We start from the raw sequence: 14787 nt of genomic DNA, 5'->3' as shown, positions 1-14787 counted from the left end.
GACGCGGACGCGGCGCGACCGGCGCGGCAAGGTGAACGGGCGGGCGGTCGGCGGGACACTGGCACAGGGGCCGAGACGCTGACCAGGTGGTGTGTTGTGATGACCGAAGTGTTGCTGGCCGTCGGGACGGAGAAGGGCCTGTTTCTCGGGCGCAGCCGCGACCGGCTGGACTGGGAGTTCAGCGGACCGCACTTCCCGATGAACGCGATCTACTCGGTGTCGGTGGACCGCCGCGAAGGCCGGGTCCGGCTGCTGGTGGGCGCCGACAGCAGCCACTGGGGGCCCTCGGTCTGGCGCTCGGACGACCTCGGCGCCAGTTGGTTCGAGCCGCCGCGGCCCACGATCAGGTTCCCCGAGCACACCGGCGCCTCGCTGACCCGGGTCTGGCAACTCCAGCCGGCCGGCGAGGAGGCGCCCGGGGTGGTCTGGGCGGGCACCGAGCCGGCCGCCCTGTTCCGCTCCGAGGACGGCGGCGAGAGCTTCACGATGGTCGAGTCCCTGTGGACGCACCCACAGCGGCCGGAGTGGGGCGCCGGCTACGGCGGCCAGGGCCTGCACACCATCATCACCGACCCGCGCGACCCGCAGAAGCTGCTGGTCGCGGTCTCCAGCGGCGGCGTCTACCGGACGAAGGACGGCGGGCAGAGCTGGCAGCCGTCCAACCAGGGCCTGCGGGCGGAGTTCCTGCCGGAGGAGAACCAGTACCCCGAGTTCGGGCAGTGCGTGCACAAGATCGCCACCGACCCGGTCGACCGGGACCGCCTCTACCTGCAGAACCACGGCGGCGTCTACCGCAGTGACGACGCCGGCGAGAGCTGGCGGTTCATCGCCGACGGCCTGCCCGCCGACTTCGGCTTCGCGATCGCCGCCCACCCGCGGCGGGCCGACACCGCGTACGTCTTCCCGCTGGAGGGCGCCGGCAGCCGGATGCCGCCCGGGCGCCGCTGCCGGGTCTTCCGGACCGAGGACGCCGGCGACAGCTGGCAGCCGCTGGCCGAGGGCCTGCCGGGCGAGGACCACTACGGCGTCGTCCTGCGCGACGCGCTGCGCACCGACGACGCCGACCCGGCCGGCCTCTACTTCGGCAACCGCAACGGCGAGGTGCACGCCAGCGCGGACGAGGGCGCCAGCTGGCGGCTGCTGATCTCCCACCTGCCGGACGTGCTCTGCGTCCGGGCCGCCGTGATCGGCTGAGGCTCCGTCCGGCCCGGACCGCCGCCTGCGACACGCCCGGCGGGACGGGCCGGGCCCCGGCCGGTACCGGGTGGCCGACCGGGTGCCCGGATGGCAGCTGAGAGCCCGCCGCAGCACTTCGGCCCGCATCTGCGACGACCCGTCAGGATGCCCTCTGACCTGCACATTCGTAGCGACTAGGGTGGGATTCGGCACGATCGGACGTCACCTGTTTCCCTGATCGAGAACGAGGCATTCCCCATGAGCCTGAGCATCCGCAACCAGCTCCCCGGCACGGTCACCGCTATCGCCACCGGCGAGGTGATGGCCACCGTCAAGGTCCGGCTGGGCTCCGGCCAGGAGGTCACGGCCGCCATCACGCTGGACTCCGTCAAGGACCTCGGCCTCGCCGAGGGCAGCAAGGTCCGCACGCTGGTGAAGTCCACCGAGGTTTCGCTGGCCACCGGCCCGGTGACCGGGCTGAGCATCCGCAACCAGATCCCCGGCACCGTCGTCGAGGTGGCGACCGGCGGCGCGATGGCCGGGGTGAAGGTGGCCGTGGACGGCGGCGAGCTGACCGCGGCGATCACCGCCGACGCGGTGGCCGACCTGGGCCTCGCGGCCGGTACCCCGGTGGTCGCGCTGATCAAGTCGACCGAGGTCTCGCTCGCGACTGCCTGACACCGGGCGACGTCGTCGCGCCGAGCGCCCCTGGCCCTGCCGGGGCGCTCGGCGGCGTCCGGCCGTGCGGGACCAGTCCCCCTGCCGCGCCGGGCGGTCTCCCGGCCGTGCCGAGCGGTCTCCCCGCCGCACGGGCGGCGACGCGCCACGCCACGCCCTCGTCCGGGTGAGATGCCGGGGCGGCGAGGCCGCGGGCGGTAGCTGTTGACGCATGATCAGCCCCTTCCGGTGGCGCGCGGCGGCGACCGCCGCGGTGTTCGCCGCCACCTTCAGCACCTTCGCCCACGCCGTCACGGCGCAGCCGGTCCCGCTCCCGGACGGGGTGGCCGGGGACCGGCTCACGGTCACGGTCTCCGACGGCGACGGGCCCGCCTCCGGCGGCACCCACGAGCTCTTCTGCCACCCCGCCGGCGGCGACCACCCGGCCGCGCAGGCCGCCTGCGACCGGCTCGACTCGCTCACGACCTGGGGGCGGGACCTCTTCGCGGCCGTCCCGCCGGACGCCGTCTGCACGCTGCAGTACGGCGGCCCGGCCACCGCGCGGGTCACCGGCCACTGGGCCGGCCGGCCGGTGGACGCCCGCTTCTCCCGCCGCAACGGCTGCGAGATCGCCCGCTGGGACTCCTTCGTCCCGTTGCTCCCGGGCGGTGACGACCCGCAGGCCTGAGGTGGCGGCGCCGGGCCCACGCCGGCCCCCGGGACGGCGGAGTGCGGGCCCGAGCCGGGCTCAGGCCCGAGCCGGGCTCAGGCCCGAGCGGCTCCGGCCGGCTCCGCGCCGGGCGCCGGCCCGAGCCAGACCGCCGTGACACCGCTGACGTAGCGGGCTCCGCAGTGGTCGGCGGGGACGACCAGCTGGGGGCCGCTCTCGTCCAGCGGGGCGCCGTCCATGCTGGTGGCGAGCAGGATCCGCTGGCCGCCGAAGTCGGGGTCGATCTCGGCCCAGGAGACCACCGCGCGGTGGCCGTCCGAGCCGGTGACGGCCAGCAGGAACTTCAGCCGGGGCTTGCGCGCGGCCAGATCGACCTTGGGCCCGGCGGCGCACAGCACGTCCCAGAGGGTGGGCCCCTCGTACCCGTGGCGCTGCTCGCCCTCCGTGCGGCAGTCGAAGCTGACCTGGACCCGGTGCGAGGGCAGGTCGCGGAGCTGGCCGATCGTCAGCTCGGCCGGCCGGTCCAGGTGACCGTGCAGCCGGACGGTGGCGGGGTGTCTCATACGGCATGCTCCTCCCGGCCCGCGGGGTGCGGCCCTGGAGGGTGGTACCCGAGGCGGGTGCCGCTCATTCGCACCTGCGGCCGTGGAATCATTCCAGCAGCCGCAAAAGCAAGGGATACCACTCATTTACCGTCGCAAGTGCGGATTCGCCAGCACTGCACGAGCCGCAACGATCCGCGGGCACCGCGTTGCACCGCGCGGAGTCCGCACGAGCGCCGCCGGAGCAGGCCACCGGACAGGTGCGTCAGCCCCGAACCCGAAGGCTGATCCCAGGACCTCCGACACCGGTCAGCCGGCGGGGCCTGGCGCCACCACGCCCCTGGCAACCACGATCGTGACCGCCGGCGCCCGGGAACTCAGGCGGCCGACACCCGGAAAGGATCGGTGGGGATGATCCGCGCCTCGTCGAAGAGCCGCTCCAACGCCTCGTGCCCATGGCGCCTACGGAACTCGATCTCGGCCGTCGTCACGGGTAGGGCCCACAGGATGCGGGCGTGACCCCCGGGGACGGGACAGTGTTCGAGGTCCGGGCCGTGGAGATAGGGCAGGCTGATCAGCAGATGGTCGCAGGCCGACCCCGGCACCCACGGTTCGCCGATGGGCATGCTGTGCTCCAGGTCGAGCCGATGTCCCCCGCGGTGGTAGTAGGCGATCATCGCCATGAGCTCGACGAAGCGCTGGTCGCGGACGTGGGCGGTCATGACGAACTCAAGGCCGTGACCGTCCTTCCCGGTCGCCGCCCAGCACCCGGCGGTCACATAGGCCCAGCCTTCGCCGCGGGGGCCGGGCCCCACCACGAGCACGCGCAGATCGGGCACCACCTCCCGCCGTACGGGCCCGAGGCCGGGGTCGACGACCTCCACGGAGTGCCCCTCGAAGAACGCCCGGACATGTGACTCGACGGCCTCCGCCGCCAACACCCTCGCATCGCTCACCGGGCGATCCTCCCACCGCGATCGGCCGCCGTGGACGGCGCACCCACGGTCATGGGCGACCGGCGTCGGCCACGGATGCGCGGCGCCCCGACGGGCGGGCCCACCGTGCCGCCCTCGGGCCGCGCACTCCCCCGACGCCCCCCGATGCCGCCCCTCAAGTCCGCCCCACCGATGGGAGCAGGAGCGCAATGTGCGGGACGACCGGATCCGAGCACCGTCCGAGGGTGCCTGCCCTGGAGGATCGACCAAGGCGGATTCCGGTTCCCTGCCTTGCATTTACGATGCTTGTGCGCACTTCGCGCTTGCACCTGCAAGGCGAAGTCCGGCGCGGAGCACAAGGAGCAAAGAGCATGATCGTCGGAGACCTGCTGCACCTGGACGACCTGGACATCCGGCTGGCCTGGGGCACGCCCGAACTCCTGGCCCGCCAGGTCACCGGCGTGACCTCCACCGACCTCCAGGACCCGGCCCGGTACCTGCAGCCCGGCGAGCTGGTCCTGACCGGGTTGGTCTGGTGGCAGCCCGAGGACGGCTCGGCGGCCCTGCGCTTCGCCACCGCCCTGCGCAGCGCCCGGGTCGCCGCGCTGATGGCCGGCGAGGGCACCCACGGCGCCGTGCCGTCGAGCCTCGCCGAGGCCTGCCGCACCCACGGCATCCCGTTGCTCGCCGTCCCCGCCGGCACCAGCTTCCGCGCTGTGACCGACCGGGTCTACCTGCGACTCTGGGGCGGGCTGCAGGCCGGTGTGCAGGACGCCGCCGCGATCCCCGAGGCGGCCCGCCGGGAGCTGGCCGGCCTGATCGACTCCGGGGCGCAGGCCGCGGAGGTGCTGGCGCACGCCGTCAGCCGGCTCGGGGTGCCCGAGTGCTCGGTGAGCACCACCGGCGGGCGGGTCATCGCCGAGCCGCCCGCTGCGGCCGCCGCACCGCCGACCGGCCGGGCCTCCAACGCCGGCTCCGGCTCCGGCTCCGGCACGGGCACGGGCACCGGCACCGGCACCGGCACCGGCACCCCACTGCCGGTCGGCCCGCAGGAGAACTCCCCCTTCGACGGCTGGCTGCTGCACGGCGGCCCCGCGACCGAGGGTGCGGCCACCCCGATGCTCCGCGGCCTGGCCGACCTGCTCGCCCCGCTCGCCGCCCGGGCCCACGCCGAGGCGGCCGCGCGGCGCCAGGCGGCCGGCCGGCTGCTGGGCCTGCTGGCCGCCGACGGCCCGGCCGACCTCGCCGAGGCGCTCGCCGCCTGCGGCCTGCCCGCCGAGGGCCCGCTGGTCACCGTCGCCGCCCGGATCGACGGCGGCCCGCACGACTGGGCGGCGCACGCCCTCGCCGAGGCGCTGCACCCGCTGGGCGTCCCGTTCGCCGCCGGTGCCGACCCGGCCGGGCGCACCGCCGCCCTGGTCGCCGCGCCCGCGGCCCAGGTGGCGGAGCGGCTGCGCCGGGCCCGGCCCGCCCTGCAGGCCCGGCTGACCGGGCGCCGCGGCCTGCGCGCCGGGGTCGGCCCGGCGTCGCCGGCGGCCGCCGGGCCGCTGCGCGCGGCCCTCGTCCAGGCCCGGTACGTGCTGGCCGGGTCCGCCGGGCCGGTCGGCAGTACCGCCGAGCTGGACTCGCTGGCCGGCCTGCTGCGCGGGATACCGCCGGAGGTGACCGCCGCCTTCCACACCAGGCTGCTGGCGCCGCTCGCCGCGCACGACCGCGAGAACGCCGTCTCGCTGCTCGGCACCCTCACGGTCTTCCTGGACCACGACGGCTCCTGGGCCCGGACGGCCGAGTCGCTGCACATCCACGTCAACACCGTGCACTACCGGATCCGCCGGATCGAGGAGCTGACCGGCCGCAACCTGGCCAGGCTGCAGGACCGCCTCGACCTGCGGGCCGCGCTGCTCTGCGCGCCGGCCGGGCGCTGAACCGGGGCGGCCGACACCCGGTGCGGGCTCTGGACGACCCTCATTACCGCTGAGTAAGGTTCCCGGCATGCCTACCGGCCGCAGCTACGACATCGTCCTGTTCGGCGCCACCGGGTTCACCGGTGAGCTCACCGCCGAGTACCTCGCGCGGCACGCGCCCGCCGGCACCCGCTGGGCGCTGGCCGGGCGCAGCCCGGCGAAGCTCGCCGCCGTCCGGGACAAGCTGGCCGCCGTCGACCCCGCGCTCGCCGGGCTGGACCTGCTGACCGCGGAGGCCTCCGACCCGGCCGCGCTGCGGTCGGTCGCCGAGGCGGCCCGGGTGGTGGTCAGCACGGTCGGACCGTACCTGCGGCACGGGGACCCGCTGGTCGGCGCCTGCGCGGCGGCCGGCACGGACTACCTGGACCTCAGCGGCGAGCCGGAGTTCGTCGACCGCAGCTACCTGCGCCACCACGCCACGGCGGTGGCCAGCGGCGCGCGCCTGGTGCACTGCTGCGGTTTCGACTCCGTCCCGTACGACCTGGGGGTCCGGTTCACGGTCGAGCAGCTGCCGGAGGGCGTGCCGGTCACCGTGCGGGGGTTCGTGAGCGCGTCCGCGACCTTCTCCGGTGGCACCTTCCACTCGGCGCTCACCGTGCTCTCCCGGCTGCGCCCGGCGGCGCGGGCCGCCAAGGAGCGCCGGCGGGCGGAGGCCGGGCCGCCCGGCCGCCGGGTGCGCGGGCTGCCCGGCCTGCCCAAGCGGGAGCGGCGGATCGGCGCCTGGGCGCTGCCCGCCCCCACCATCGACCCGCAGATCGTGCTGCGCTCGGCCCGCGCCCTGGAGCGCTACGGCCCGGACTTCGCGTACGGCCACTACCTGGCGGTGCGCCGGCTCCCGGTCGCGGCCGGACTGGCCGGCGGGGTGGGCGCCCTGGTGGCGCTGGCCCAGATCGGGCCCGTCCGGGAGTGGTTGCTGGGCCGCCGCCGGCCGGGCGAGGGGCCGTCCGCCGAGAAGCGGGCGAAGTCGTGGTTCCGGGTGGTGTTCCTCGGCGAGGGCGGCGGGCGGCGGGTGGTCACCGAGGTGTCGGGCGGCGACCCGGGGTACGGCGAGACGGCGAAGATGCTCGCCGAGGCGGCGCTCTGCCTGGCGTCCGACCGGCTCCCCGACACCGCCGGCCAGGTCACCACGGCCGTCGCGATGGGCGAGGCGCTGACCGAGCGGCTGATCGCGGCCGGCATCGGGTTCAAAGTCCTGGAGAGCTGACCGGGACCGTCGCGGGTACCTCGCGGCAGGGCGCGGCGGCCGGCTCCGGCGGTCAGCCCCGGCGGGCGGCCAGGTGGTCGGCCGCCGTCCGCCAGGCACCGGTCACGGCCGCGTGGGCCCGGGCGGTGGCGGCCTCCACATCACCGCCGAGCACCAGCGGCGCCCCGACGTGGACGTGCACGCCGGGGCGGCGCAGCGGTGCGGTGAACAGGCCCGCGACCTGCTTGGCCGTGGACCCGGAGCTGATCCGCCGGGCGCCGGCCTGCCCGAGCGGGACGACCGGCGCGCCGTCGGCGGCGAGCCGGGCCAGGCCGGTGCGGAACGGGCCGGGCGCGCTGTCGGCGGCGTCCACCCGGCGCGGGAGCCGGCCCTCGGCGTAGATGACCACCACCCGGCCGGCGGCCAGCGCGGCGGCGGCTGCCTCCAGTGCCTCGGTGGCCCGCTCGGTGCCGCGGTGCACGGGTATGTGCCCCTCGCGGACCAGCGCGCCGGCCAGCACCGGGATCCGCCACAGCCCGGCGGTGGCCAGCACGACCGGTTCGACGCCGAGCCGGCGGACGGCGGCGAGCACCACGCCGGGGTCGACCAGCGAGGAGTGGTTGGGGGCGACGATGCTGCCGGGGGCCAGGACGGCGTCGTCGTCCGTGGTCACGGTGAAACGGCCGAGGGCCGGGACGACGGCGCGGGCGACGGCGCTCAGCATGGGTGGTCCTCGGGGTAGGGATCGGGTGCGGCGCGGCCGGGGCGGCCGCCGCCCGCCCATTGTGGCGGCAGCGCGGCCCGCCGGGCCTGAGTGCGGGTACTCAAAGCGGTACTCACCCGGCGCCCCGCGCCCGAGCTGACCGGTGGCCCGGGCCCGCCGCGTGGTCCGCCCGGGGGCGGCGAGGGGCGGCGGCCCGGCCGGTGGTCAGGAACGCTCGTCCGCCCGCAGGCGCCGGCTGACCTCGCCGAGGCCGTCGGCGAGGACGGCGAGCTGTTCCCGGCTGAGGACGTCGATGAGCAGCTCGCGCACCATCGCGAGGTGGCCGGGCGCCGCGCTGCGGACGGCCTCCCGGCCTTGCTCGGTGAGGTCGGCGAAGATGCCGCGCACGTCACTGGGGCAGGAGCGGCGGCTCACCAGCCCGGCCTTCTCCAGCTGGGTGACCTGGTAGGTGAGGCCGCTCTTGGAGGTGATCAGCCGGTCCGCCAGTTCGGTCATCCGCAGGGACCCCTCGGGGGCGGCGGAGAGGTGGACCAGGATCTCGTACTGGGTGTGGGAGAGCCCCGAGTCGTCCTTGAGCTGCCGCTCCAGGCGCCGGTTGAGGAGGTTGCTGGCGGCCACGAAGCCCCGCCAGGCGGCCATCTCGTCCTGGTCCAGCCAGCGGGGTTCGTCCATGGGGGAATCGTACTCCCGTTGTTCGAATTCGAACCAAGGTGTACTCTCCACGTATCGAGGTTCAAATTTGAACTACCCTGTGGCGAGGCACCCCGAACCACCGGCGGAACCACCCGAGGAAGGCCCCGATGAGCACCGCAGCCCCCGAGCGCATGCCAGCCCTCTACCTCTCGCACGGCGCGCCGCCGCTCGCCGACGACCCGATCTGGCCGGGCCAGCTGGCCGCCTGGTCCGCCGGGCTGCCGCGCCCCAAGGCCATCCTGATGATCTCCGCCCACTGGGAGGAGGCCCCGCTCGCCCTCGGCGCGACCACCACCGTGCCGCTGGTCTACGACTTCTGGGGCTTCCCCGAGCACTACTACCGGGTGCAGTACGGCGCCCTGGGGGCGCCCGAACTCGCCGAGAGCGTGCGCAAGCTGCTGCGCGCCCCCGGTACTCCGGTACAGGACATCCCCGACCGCGGCCTCGACCACGGCGCGTACGTCCCGCTGGTGGAGATGTTCCCGGAGGCCGACATCCCCGTCCTGCAGGTCTCGATGCCGACGCTCGACCCGCAGCGGCTGCTGGAGATCGGCCGCCGGCTCGCGCCGCTGCGGGACGAGGGCGTGCTGATCGTCGGCAGCGGCTTCTTCACCCACAACCTGCGCGCCATCAGCCCCGACGGCACGGTGCCGTCCGTGATGGCCGAGTTCGACGACTGGGGCCGGCGCGCCCTGGAGGCCCGCGACCTCGACGCCCTGCTCGACTTCGAACGCAAGGCCCCGGCCGGCCGCCTCGCCCACCCCCGCACCGAGCACTTCGCACCGCTCTTCGTGACCCTGGGCGCCGGCGAGGCCGACCTCGCCACCCAGCGCAGCGTGATCGACGGGTTCTGGATGGGCCTCGCCAAGCGCTCCGTCCAGCTCGGCTGAGCCCCGGGCGCGTCACCCGCCCGCCCCCGCCGCACTGTTGCGACGGGGGTCGCCCGGCTGTCAGGGTCGGGGCATGCGCGCGATGGACGAACGGGACGTCGACCAGGCGGTGGCCGAGCTGCTGGCGGTCCTCGAACCGCAACCGGACGGGCCCCGCTGGCAGGCCCGGGCCGGAACCCTGGACTGGACCTGCCGGGAGACCGCCGTCCACGTCGCGCACGACCTGCTGGCGTACGCCGGACAGCTCACCGGCCGCCCGGCCGCCGGTTACCTGCCGTTCGACCTCACCGTCCCGGCGGGGGCCACGACCGCCGAGGTGCTCCGGGTGGTCGCCGCCTGCGGCGGACTGCTCAGCTCCGCCCTCGCGACCGCCGCCCCCGGCACCCGGGCCTGGCACTACGGGCCCTGCGACCCGGCCGGATTCGCGGCGATGGGCGTCGCGGAGGTACTCCTGCACACCTACGACATCACCCGGGGCCTCGGCGTGCCCTGGCTGCCGCCGGCCCCGCTCTGCGCGGCGGTGCTGGAGCGCCTGTTCCCGGGCGCCCCGGCGGGCGACCCGGTCCAGGTCCTGCTCCGGTCGACCGGCCGGGCCGCACTCGACGGCCACCCCCCGCTCACTTCGTGGAGCTGGCAGGCGGCCGTCGGCTGAACGCACGCCCGGACGGCGGCACCGCACAGGGCCTGCCGGGCCTCGGTGCGGCTCCGACGGCGGCCGACCGGAGGATCAGGCCCGCTCGGCGGCGCTGCGCTCGACGCAGAACTCGTTCCCCTCCGGGTCGGCCAGCGTCACCCAGCCCAGGCCGTCCTCCCGCCGGTGGTCCGAGACCAGGACGGCGCCGAGGGCGAGCAGCCGCTCGACCTCCTCGTCCCGGGTGCGGTCCTGCGGCTGGACGTCCAGGTGGACCCGGTTCTTGACGGTCTTGGTCTCGGGCACGGTGACGAAGAGCAGCACCGCGCCCTCGGAGGCCACCAGGGCCTCGGGATCGCCGGGGTTGTCGTCCTCGTGCACCGAGGCGCCCAGCACCTCCGCCCAGAAACAGCCGAGCCGGTAGGCGTCGGCACAGTCGAAGGTCACGTGTCGCACAAGGGAAGCCATGATCGCCACTATCCCCCCACGGGGCACGGCTGCCCATCGATTTTCCGGGATCTTCACGGGACCGGGGCCGCGGACCGCTGCGGTGGGCCACCCGGTTCCGGAATCAGCCCCGGACCGGGCCGCCGGCGGCCCACCGCAGGTGCAGGTGACCGTCCCTGGGGAACGGCGGCACCGCCGGCAGGATCCGCTCGAAGCCGTAACCGGCCTTCTCGGCGACCCGGCAGGACGCGGTGTTGTCCACCTGGTGCATCAGCTCCAGGTACTCGACCCCTCCGGCGGCGAAGCTCTCGAACACCCAGTCGGTGAGCACCTGCAGCGCTCTGGGGGCGACCCCTCGGCCGCGGGCGTGCGCGGCCGTCCAGTACCCGACCTCGCCGGCCGGCCCCGCCGGCTCCGGGCGCTTGAGCACCACGTTGCCGGCCAGCCGGCCCCCACCACCCGGCTCCTCCTCCAGCACGGCGAAGCTCAGCCGGGTGCCGCTCTCCCAGCCCGCCCGCTGGACCTCCACCCAGTGGGCGGCCGCCTCGGCGTCCGGAACCCCCAGCCTGGTCCAGGCCCGGAGCACCGGATCGCGGTACGCCTCGACCAGCGCGTCGGCGTCCGAATCGGTCCAGCTGCGCAGCAGCAGCGACGGGCCACCGTCGGCGGCCTCCGCACGGAGTACGACGGGCATGGCAATCCCCCTTGAGTGCACCGTCGTTCAGCTCCCGCCCTGCAGGCCGTCCCAGCCCCAGCGCGGCGTGGGGCCGGGGTCACCCAGGTCCTCGCCGACCGGTGCGGCCGAGACGTCGCGGGCGATCCTGGTGCCCCAGTCGAAGTACTCCAGCACCCGGCGGCGCAGCAGTTCGTCGTCCGGGAGCTCCTTCCCCACCGCGACGGTCATCAGCTCCATCCAGCGGACCCGCTGCTCCTCGGTGATGGACAGGCCCAGGTGGGATCTCAACAGCGCCTGATGGCCGCCGAGTTCGGCGGTGAACGCGGCCGGTCCGCCGAAGATCTCGGCCAGCCACACGGCGACGTGCTCGATGTGCGTCCGGGTGAAGTCCGCGAAGACGGGGGCGAGCAGCGGGTCGGCCAGCACGCCGTCGTAGAAGGTGTTGCTCAGGCGCCGGAGCGCCTCCAGCCCGCCGACGGCGTCGTACAGGCTTTCGCTCGGGTTCTGCTCCCCGGTCATCGGACCCTCCCAAGGTCGGTGTCCCCCCACCATGCCCGGCGGCGGGCCCGGAACCAGGCATGTTCGCGATCGGCTCACCGAGCGGAAGGGCCTGATCCTCTTCCACCGCACCCGACGCCCTTGTGCGGCCGTGGTCCTGCCATCACCCTCCCCGGCGGAGCGGGCGGGCGGCTTGACCTTGTCACTGGCGGCAGGGTTGGAGGCTGCTGCCATGACTACCGGCAGCCGACCCACGGCCCCTCCTCCTCTTCCTGCTCTCCCTCCTCCATGTCCGCCCTCGGCGAGCGCGTCGCGAGTCGCGCTGGTCACCGGCGCGGGCAGCGGGATCGGCCGGGCCACCGCGCAGGCCTTCGCCGCCCAGGGCGTCCACGTCCTCGCGGTCGGGCGCCGGCCCGGCCCGCTGGCGGAGACCGCCCGGGCGGCCCCGGATCACATCCACCCGTTCGCGGCGGACGTCACCGGCGCCGGCGCGCCCGAGGAGATCGTCCGGGCCGCCCTGGACGGGTTCGGGCGCCTCGACGTCCTGGTGAACAACGCCGGCATCGTCCGCGCCGGCGGGCTCGGTTCCTACACCCGGGAGTTGATCGACGAGCAGGTGGCCACCAACCTGACCGCCCCCGTCCTGCTCACCCAGGCCGCGCTGCCCGCGCTGGAGTCGGCGGGCGGGGTGGTGGTGAACGTCACCACCTCGGTCGGCCAACGCGGCTGGCCGGGGAACGCGGTGTACCCGGCCACCAAGTCGGCCGTCGAACTGCTCACCCGCAGCTGGGCGGTGGAGCTGGCGCCGCGCGGCGTCCGGGTCGTCGCGGTGGCTCCGGGGGCGGTCGCCACCCCGATCGCCGAGCACTCCGGCCTCTCCCCGGAACAGCAGGCGGCGCTCCGACGGTGGCAGCTCGCCCACACGCCGCTCGGCCGGGTCGGCCGGCCCGCCGAAGTGGCCTGGGCGATCACCCAACTCGCCTCCCCGCAGGCGTCGTTCGTCACCGGAGTAGTCTTGCCCGTGGACGGTGGAGCCGTCGTGGCATGACGAGGAAGGGGTGCCGGCCCGTGCTGATCGGTGAACTCGCGGCGGCCACCGGCGCCTCGGCGCGGGCCCTGCGGCACTACGAGCAGGCCGGGCTGATCAGTTCGGAGCGGGCCCACAACGGCTACCGGGTGTACGGGGAGCAGGCCGCCGTCCGGGTCGGCAACATCCGGCGGCTGCTCGCCGCCGGGCTCACCCTGGACGACGTCCGGGCCTTCCTGCCCTGTCTGGACGGTGACCTGACGGCCGGGCCGCCGTCCGCGAAGGCCCTGCGGATCGCCCGGGAGCGGCTGGCCGTCCTCGAACGGCGGATCGCCGCCCAGAGCGAGGCCCGCGACCGGCTGGCGGCCGCGCTGGACGGCGCCGGCCCGGGCCTTCCCGAATCCGGGCCGCCCGCGCCGGCTCCCCCGGCGGCGGAGCCGCTCGGGACGCGCGCGGTGGCGGCGGCGGTGCGACCGTCCGGGTGACGACACCCCCGTTCGGGGGTGTGCAGCGGGCAAGACCGGTAGCAGAGTGAGGGGTATGCAGACTCCACTCTCCGTGATGGACTTCCTGGACCGGGCCGAGCTGGTCTACGGCGACCGGGTCGGGATCGTCGACGAGCCGGTGCAGCCGGCCCGGTCCTGGGGCGAGCTCAGCTACCGCAGGGTCGCCGAACTCGCCCGCGCGCAGGCCGCCGGACTCGACCGCCTCGGCGTCGGCCCCGGCGAGCGGGTCGCGATCGTCTCGCACAACTCGGCGCGCCTGATGACCTCGATGTTCGGCGTCAGCGGCCACGGCCGGGTGCTGGTGCCGGTCAACTTCCGCCTCCGCGCCGACGAGGTCTCCTACATCGTCGAGCAGAGCGGCGCGTCCGTCCTGCTCGTCGACCCCGAACTCGCCGAGCCACTGGCCGATGTGAAGGCCCGGCACACCTACGTCATCGGGGCCGAGAGCGACGCCGTGCTGTACGACTTCGACCACGCGCCGCAGCGGTACGAGATCGCCGAGTCCGACACCGCCACCATCAACTACACCAGCGGAACCACCGCCCGGCCCAAGGGCGTTCAGCTCACCCACCGCAACATCTGGCTCAACTCCGTACTGATGGGCCTGCACTTCGGCGCCAGTGACCGCGACGTCTACCTGCACACCCTGCCGATGTTCCACGCCAACGGCTGGGGTCTGCCGTTCGCGCTCACCGGGCTGGGCGCGCAGCACATCGTGCTGCGCAAGGTGGACGGCGCCGAGATCCTGCGCCGGGTGGAGCGGCACGGGGTGACCTTCCTGTGCGGGGCGCCCGCCGTGATCGCCATGGTGCTGGAGGCGGCTGCCGAGTGGGACGGACCGGTGCCCGGCCGCGACCGGGTGCGGATCATCGTGGCGGGCGCGCCGCCGCCGACCTCGGTGGTGCAGCGGATCGAGTCCGAACTCGGCTGGGAGTTCATGCAGATCTACGGCCTCACCGAGACCTCCCCGCTGGCCACCGTCAACCGCGGCCGGGCCGAGTGGGACGAACTGCCGGCCGTCGAACGGGCCGAGAAGCTGGTCCAGGCCGGCGCGCCGGCGCTCGGCAGCCAGGTGCGGGTGGACGCCCAGGGCGAGGTCCTGATCCGCTCGAACAACGTCCTGGAGGGCTACTGGGAGCAGCCGAAGGAGACCGCCGAGGCACTGAAGGGCGGCTGGTTCCACACCGGCGACGGCGGCACCATGACGGACGGCTACCTCAGCATCTCCGACCGCAAGAAGGACGTCATCATCACCGGCGGGGAGAACGTCTCCTCGATCGAGGTCGAGGACTGCCTCTACGACCACCCCGCCGTCGCCGAGGTCGCCGTGATCGGCGTGCCGGACGAGAAGTGGGGCGAGACGGTCAAGGCCCTGGTGGTGCTCAAGCCGGGCACGAGCGCCGACGAGGCGCAGCTCATCGCGCACTGCAAGCAGCGGCTGGCCGGCTACAAGTCGCCCACCTCGGTGGAGTTCCGGGAGGTGTTGACCCGGACCGCCACCGGTAAACTGCAGAAGTTCCGCCTGCGCGAGCCGTACTGGGAGGGACGCGAGCGGGGGGTCAACTGAC

At 75.0% G+C, this 14787-nt stretch carries 17 protein-coding genes; 10 read left to right on the top strand and 7 right to left on the bottom strand.

What is annotated here, in order from left to right; genetic code table 11:
• Positions 1-99 precede the first annotated feature (99 nt).
• From OG689_RS31915 to OG689_RS31905, 3 genes are all read left to right on the top strand, one after another.
• Positions 100-1194: an exo-alpha-sialidase gene (locus tag OG689_RS31915; RefSeq protein ID WP_266324312.1), complete on the top strand. Its 1095-nt coding sequence runs from the start codon at positions 100-102 to the stop codon at positions 1192-1194.
• Positions 1195-1434: 240 nt separating this feature from the next.
• Positions 1435-1854, top strand: a complete 420-nt coding sequence (locus OG689_RS31910) for a TOBE domain-containing protein (protein WP_266324311.1) — start codon at positions 1435-1437, stop codon at positions 1852-1854.
• Between the two features lie 214 nt (positions 1855-2068).
• The gene (locus OG689_RS31905; protein ID WP_266327580.1) at positions 2069-2521 is read left to right on the top strand and encodes an SSI family serine proteinase inhibitor; all 453 of its coding nucleotides are present in this window, start codon (positions 2069-2071) and stop codon (positions 2519-2521) included.
• Positions 2522-2598: 77 nt separating this feature from the next.
• On the opposite strand, the gene OG689_RS31900 is transcribed toward OG689_RS31905, so the two are convergent.
• Positions 2599-3066, bottom strand: a complete 468-nt coding sequence (locus OG689_RS31900; protein ID WP_266324310.1) for a molybdopterin-dependent oxidoreductase — start codon at positions 3064-3066, stop codon at positions 2599-2601.
• Between the two features lie 356 nt (positions 3067-3422).
• Positions 3423-4001 carry a suppressor of fused domain protein gene (locus tag OG689_RS31895; protein WP_266324309.1) on the bottom strand — a complete coding sequence of 193 codons (579 nt, stop codon included), beginning with the start codon at positions 3999-4001 and terminating at the stop codon, positions 3423-3425.
• Positions 4002-4351: 350 nt separating this feature from the next.
• Between OG689_RS31895 and OG689_RS31890 the strand changes: the two genes are divergently transcribed.
• Positions 4352-5905 (top strand): PucR family transcriptional regulator, encoded by a 1554-nt coding sequence (locus tag OG689_RS31890; RefSeq protein WP_266324308.1) that lies wholly within the window; start codon positions 4352-4354, stop codon positions 5903-5905.
• 67 nt (positions 5906-5972) lie between these two features.
• A complete protein-coding gene (locus tag OG689_RS31885) occupies positions 5973-7148 on the top strand; it encodes a saccharopine dehydrogenase NADP-binding domain-containing protein (RefSeq protein ID WP_266324307.1) in 1176 nt (391 codons plus the stop codon).
• 52 nt (positions 7149-7200) lie between these two features.
• Here OG689_RS31885 and OG689_RS31880 read toward each other — a convergent pair whose 3' ends face one another.
• Together OG689_RS31880 and OG689_RS31875 are read right to left on the bottom strand one after the other, a co-directional pair.
• Positions 7201-7851 (bottom strand): lysophospholipid acyltransferase family protein, encoded by a 651-nt coding sequence (locus tag OG689_RS31880; protein ID WP_266324306.1) that lies wholly within the window; start codon positions 7849-7851, stop codon positions 7201-7203.
• A gap of 204 nt (positions 7852-8055) precedes the next feature.
• On the bottom strand, positions 8056-8523 hold the full coding sequence (locus tag OG689_RS31875) for a MarR family transcriptional regulator (protein ID WP_266324305.1): 468 nt from the start codon (positions 8521-8523) through the stop codon (positions 8056-8058).
• Between the two features lie 128 nt (positions 8524-8651).
• Here OG689_RS31875 and OG689_RS31870 point away from each other — a divergent pair, with 128 nt between their 5' ends.
• Both OG689_RS31870 and OG689_RS31865 read left to right on the top strand, forming a co-directional pair.
• A complete protein-coding gene (locus OG689_RS31870; RefSeq protein ID WP_266324304.1) occupies positions 8652-9434 on the top strand; it encodes a class III extradiol ring-cleavage dioxygenase in 783 nt (260 codons plus the stop codon).
• A 73-nt stretch (positions 9435-9507) separates the two neighbouring features.
• Positions 9508-10086, top strand: a complete 579-nt coding sequence (locus OG689_RS31865) for a maleylpyruvate isomerase N-terminal domain-containing protein (RefSeq protein ID WP_266324303.1) — start codon at positions 9508-9510, stop codon at positions 10084-10086.
• Positions 10087-10161: 75 nt separating this feature from the next.
• Here the strand turns inward: OG689_RS31865 and OG689_RS31860 are convergent, their stop codons facing one another.
• From OG689_RS31860 to OG689_RS31850, 3 genes are all read right to left on the bottom strand, one after another.
• Positions 10162-10533, bottom strand: coding sequence for a VOC family protein (locus OG689_RS31860; RefSeq protein ID WP_266324302.1), 372 nt, complete (start codon positions 10531-10533; stop codon positions 10162-10164).
• A gap of 103 nt (positions 10534-10636) precedes the next feature.
• Positions 10637-11206 (bottom strand): GNAT family N-acetyltransferase, encoded by a 570-nt coding sequence (locus OG689_RS31855; protein ID WP_266324301.1) that lies wholly within the window; start codon positions 11204-11206, stop codon positions 10637-10639.
• A 27-nt stretch (positions 11207-11233) separates the two neighbouring features.
• Positions 11234-11707: a group II truncated hemoglobin gene (locus OG689_RS31850; RefSeq protein ID WP_266324300.1), complete on the bottom strand. Its 474-nt coding sequence runs from the start codon at positions 11705-11707 to the stop codon at positions 11234-11236.
• A gap of 211 nt (positions 11708-11918) precedes the next feature.
• Between OG689_RS31850 and OG689_RS31845 the strand changes: the two genes are divergently transcribed.
• From OG689_RS31845 to OG689_RS31835, 3 genes are read left to right on the top strand one after another with little or no spacing between them, the layout of a single operon-like run.
• On the top strand, positions 11919-12734 hold the full coding sequence (locus OG689_RS31845; protein WP_266324299.1) for an SDR family oxidoreductase: 816 nt from the start codon (positions 11919-11921) through the stop codon (positions 12732-12734).
• Positions 12735-12754: 20 nt separating this feature from the next.
• Positions 12755-13198 carry a MerR family transcriptional regulator gene (locus tag OG689_RS31840; RefSeq protein ID WP_266327578.1) on the top strand — a complete coding sequence of 148 codons (444 nt, stop codon included), beginning with the start codon at positions 12755-12757 and terminating at the stop codon, positions 13196-13198.
• Between the two features lie 55 nt (positions 13199-13253).
• Entirely contained in the window at positions 13254-14786 is a 1533-nt protein-coding gene (locus tag OG689_RS31835; RefSeq protein WP_266324298.1) for an AMP-binding protein, read from the top strand.
• Position 14787 lies beyond the last annotated feature (1 nt).

Origin of the sequence: Kitasatospora sp. NBC_00240 (assembly GCF_026342405.1) — a bacterium.
Lineage (GTDB): Bacteria > Actinomycetota > Actinomycetes > Streptomycetales > Streptomycetaceae > Kitasatospora.
Note: the sequence above shows the minus strand (reverse complement) of the source record. Positions and strands in the feature narration are given on the sequence as shown.

Bases quoted from the DNA above. Each gene is read 5' to 3' on its own strand.
- OG689_RS31915 (WP_266324312.1), top strand. From the start codon at position 100: ATGACCGAAGTGTTGCTGGCCGTCGGGACGGAGAAGGGCCTGTTTCTC.
- OG689_RS31910 (WP_266324311.1), top strand. From the start codon at position 1,435: ATGAGCCTGAGCATCCGCAACCAGCTCCCCGGCACGGTCACCGCTATC.
- OG689_RS31900 (WP_266324310.1), bottom strand. From the start codon at position 3,066: ATGAGACACCCCGCCACCGTCCGGCTGCACGGTCACCTGGACCGGCCG.
- OG689_RS31890 (WP_266324308.1), top strand. From the start codon at position 4,352: ATGATCGTCGGAGACCTGCTGCACCTGGACGACCTGGACATCCGGCTG.
- OG689_RS31885 (WP_266324307.1), top strand. From the start codon at position 5,973: ATGCCTACCGGCCGCAGCTACGACATCGTCCTGTTCGGCGCCACCGGG.
- OG689_RS31880 (WP_266324306.1), bottom strand. From the start codon at position 7,851: ATGCTGAGCGCCGTCGCCCGCGCCGTCGTCCCGGCCCTCGGCCGTTTC.
- OG689_RS31875 (WP_266324305.1), bottom strand. From the start codon at position 8,523: ATGGACGAACCCCGCTGGCTGGACCAGGACGAGATGGCCGCCTGGCGG.
- OG689_RS31870 (WP_266324304.1), top strand. From the start codon at position 8,652: ATGAGCACCGCAGCCCCCGAGCGCATGCCAGCCCTCTACCTCTCGCAC.
- OG689_RS31865 (WP_266324303.1), top strand. From the start codon at position 9,508: ATGCGCGCGATGGACGAACGGGACGTCGACCAGGCGGTGGCCGAGCTG.
- OG689_RS31860 (WP_266324302.1), bottom strand. From the start codon at position 10,533: ATGGCTTCCCTTGTGCGACACGTGACCTTCGACTGTGCCGACGCCTAC.
- OG689_RS31855 (WP_266324301.1), bottom strand. From the start codon at position 11,206: ATGCCCGTCGTACTCCGTGCGGAGGCCGCCGACGGTGGCCCGTCGCTG.
- OG689_RS31850 (WP_266324300.1), bottom strand. From the start codon at position 11,707: ATGACCGGGGAGCAGAACCCGAGCGAAAGCCTGTACGACGCCGTCGGC.
- OG689_RS31845 (WP_266324299.1), top strand. From the start codon at position 11,919: ATGACTACCGGCAGCCGACCCACGGCCCCTCCTCCTCTTCCTGCTCTC.
- OG689_RS31835 (WP_266324298.1), top strand. From the start codon at position 13,254: ATGCAGACTCCACTCTCCGTGATGGACTTCCTGGACCGGGCCGAGCTG.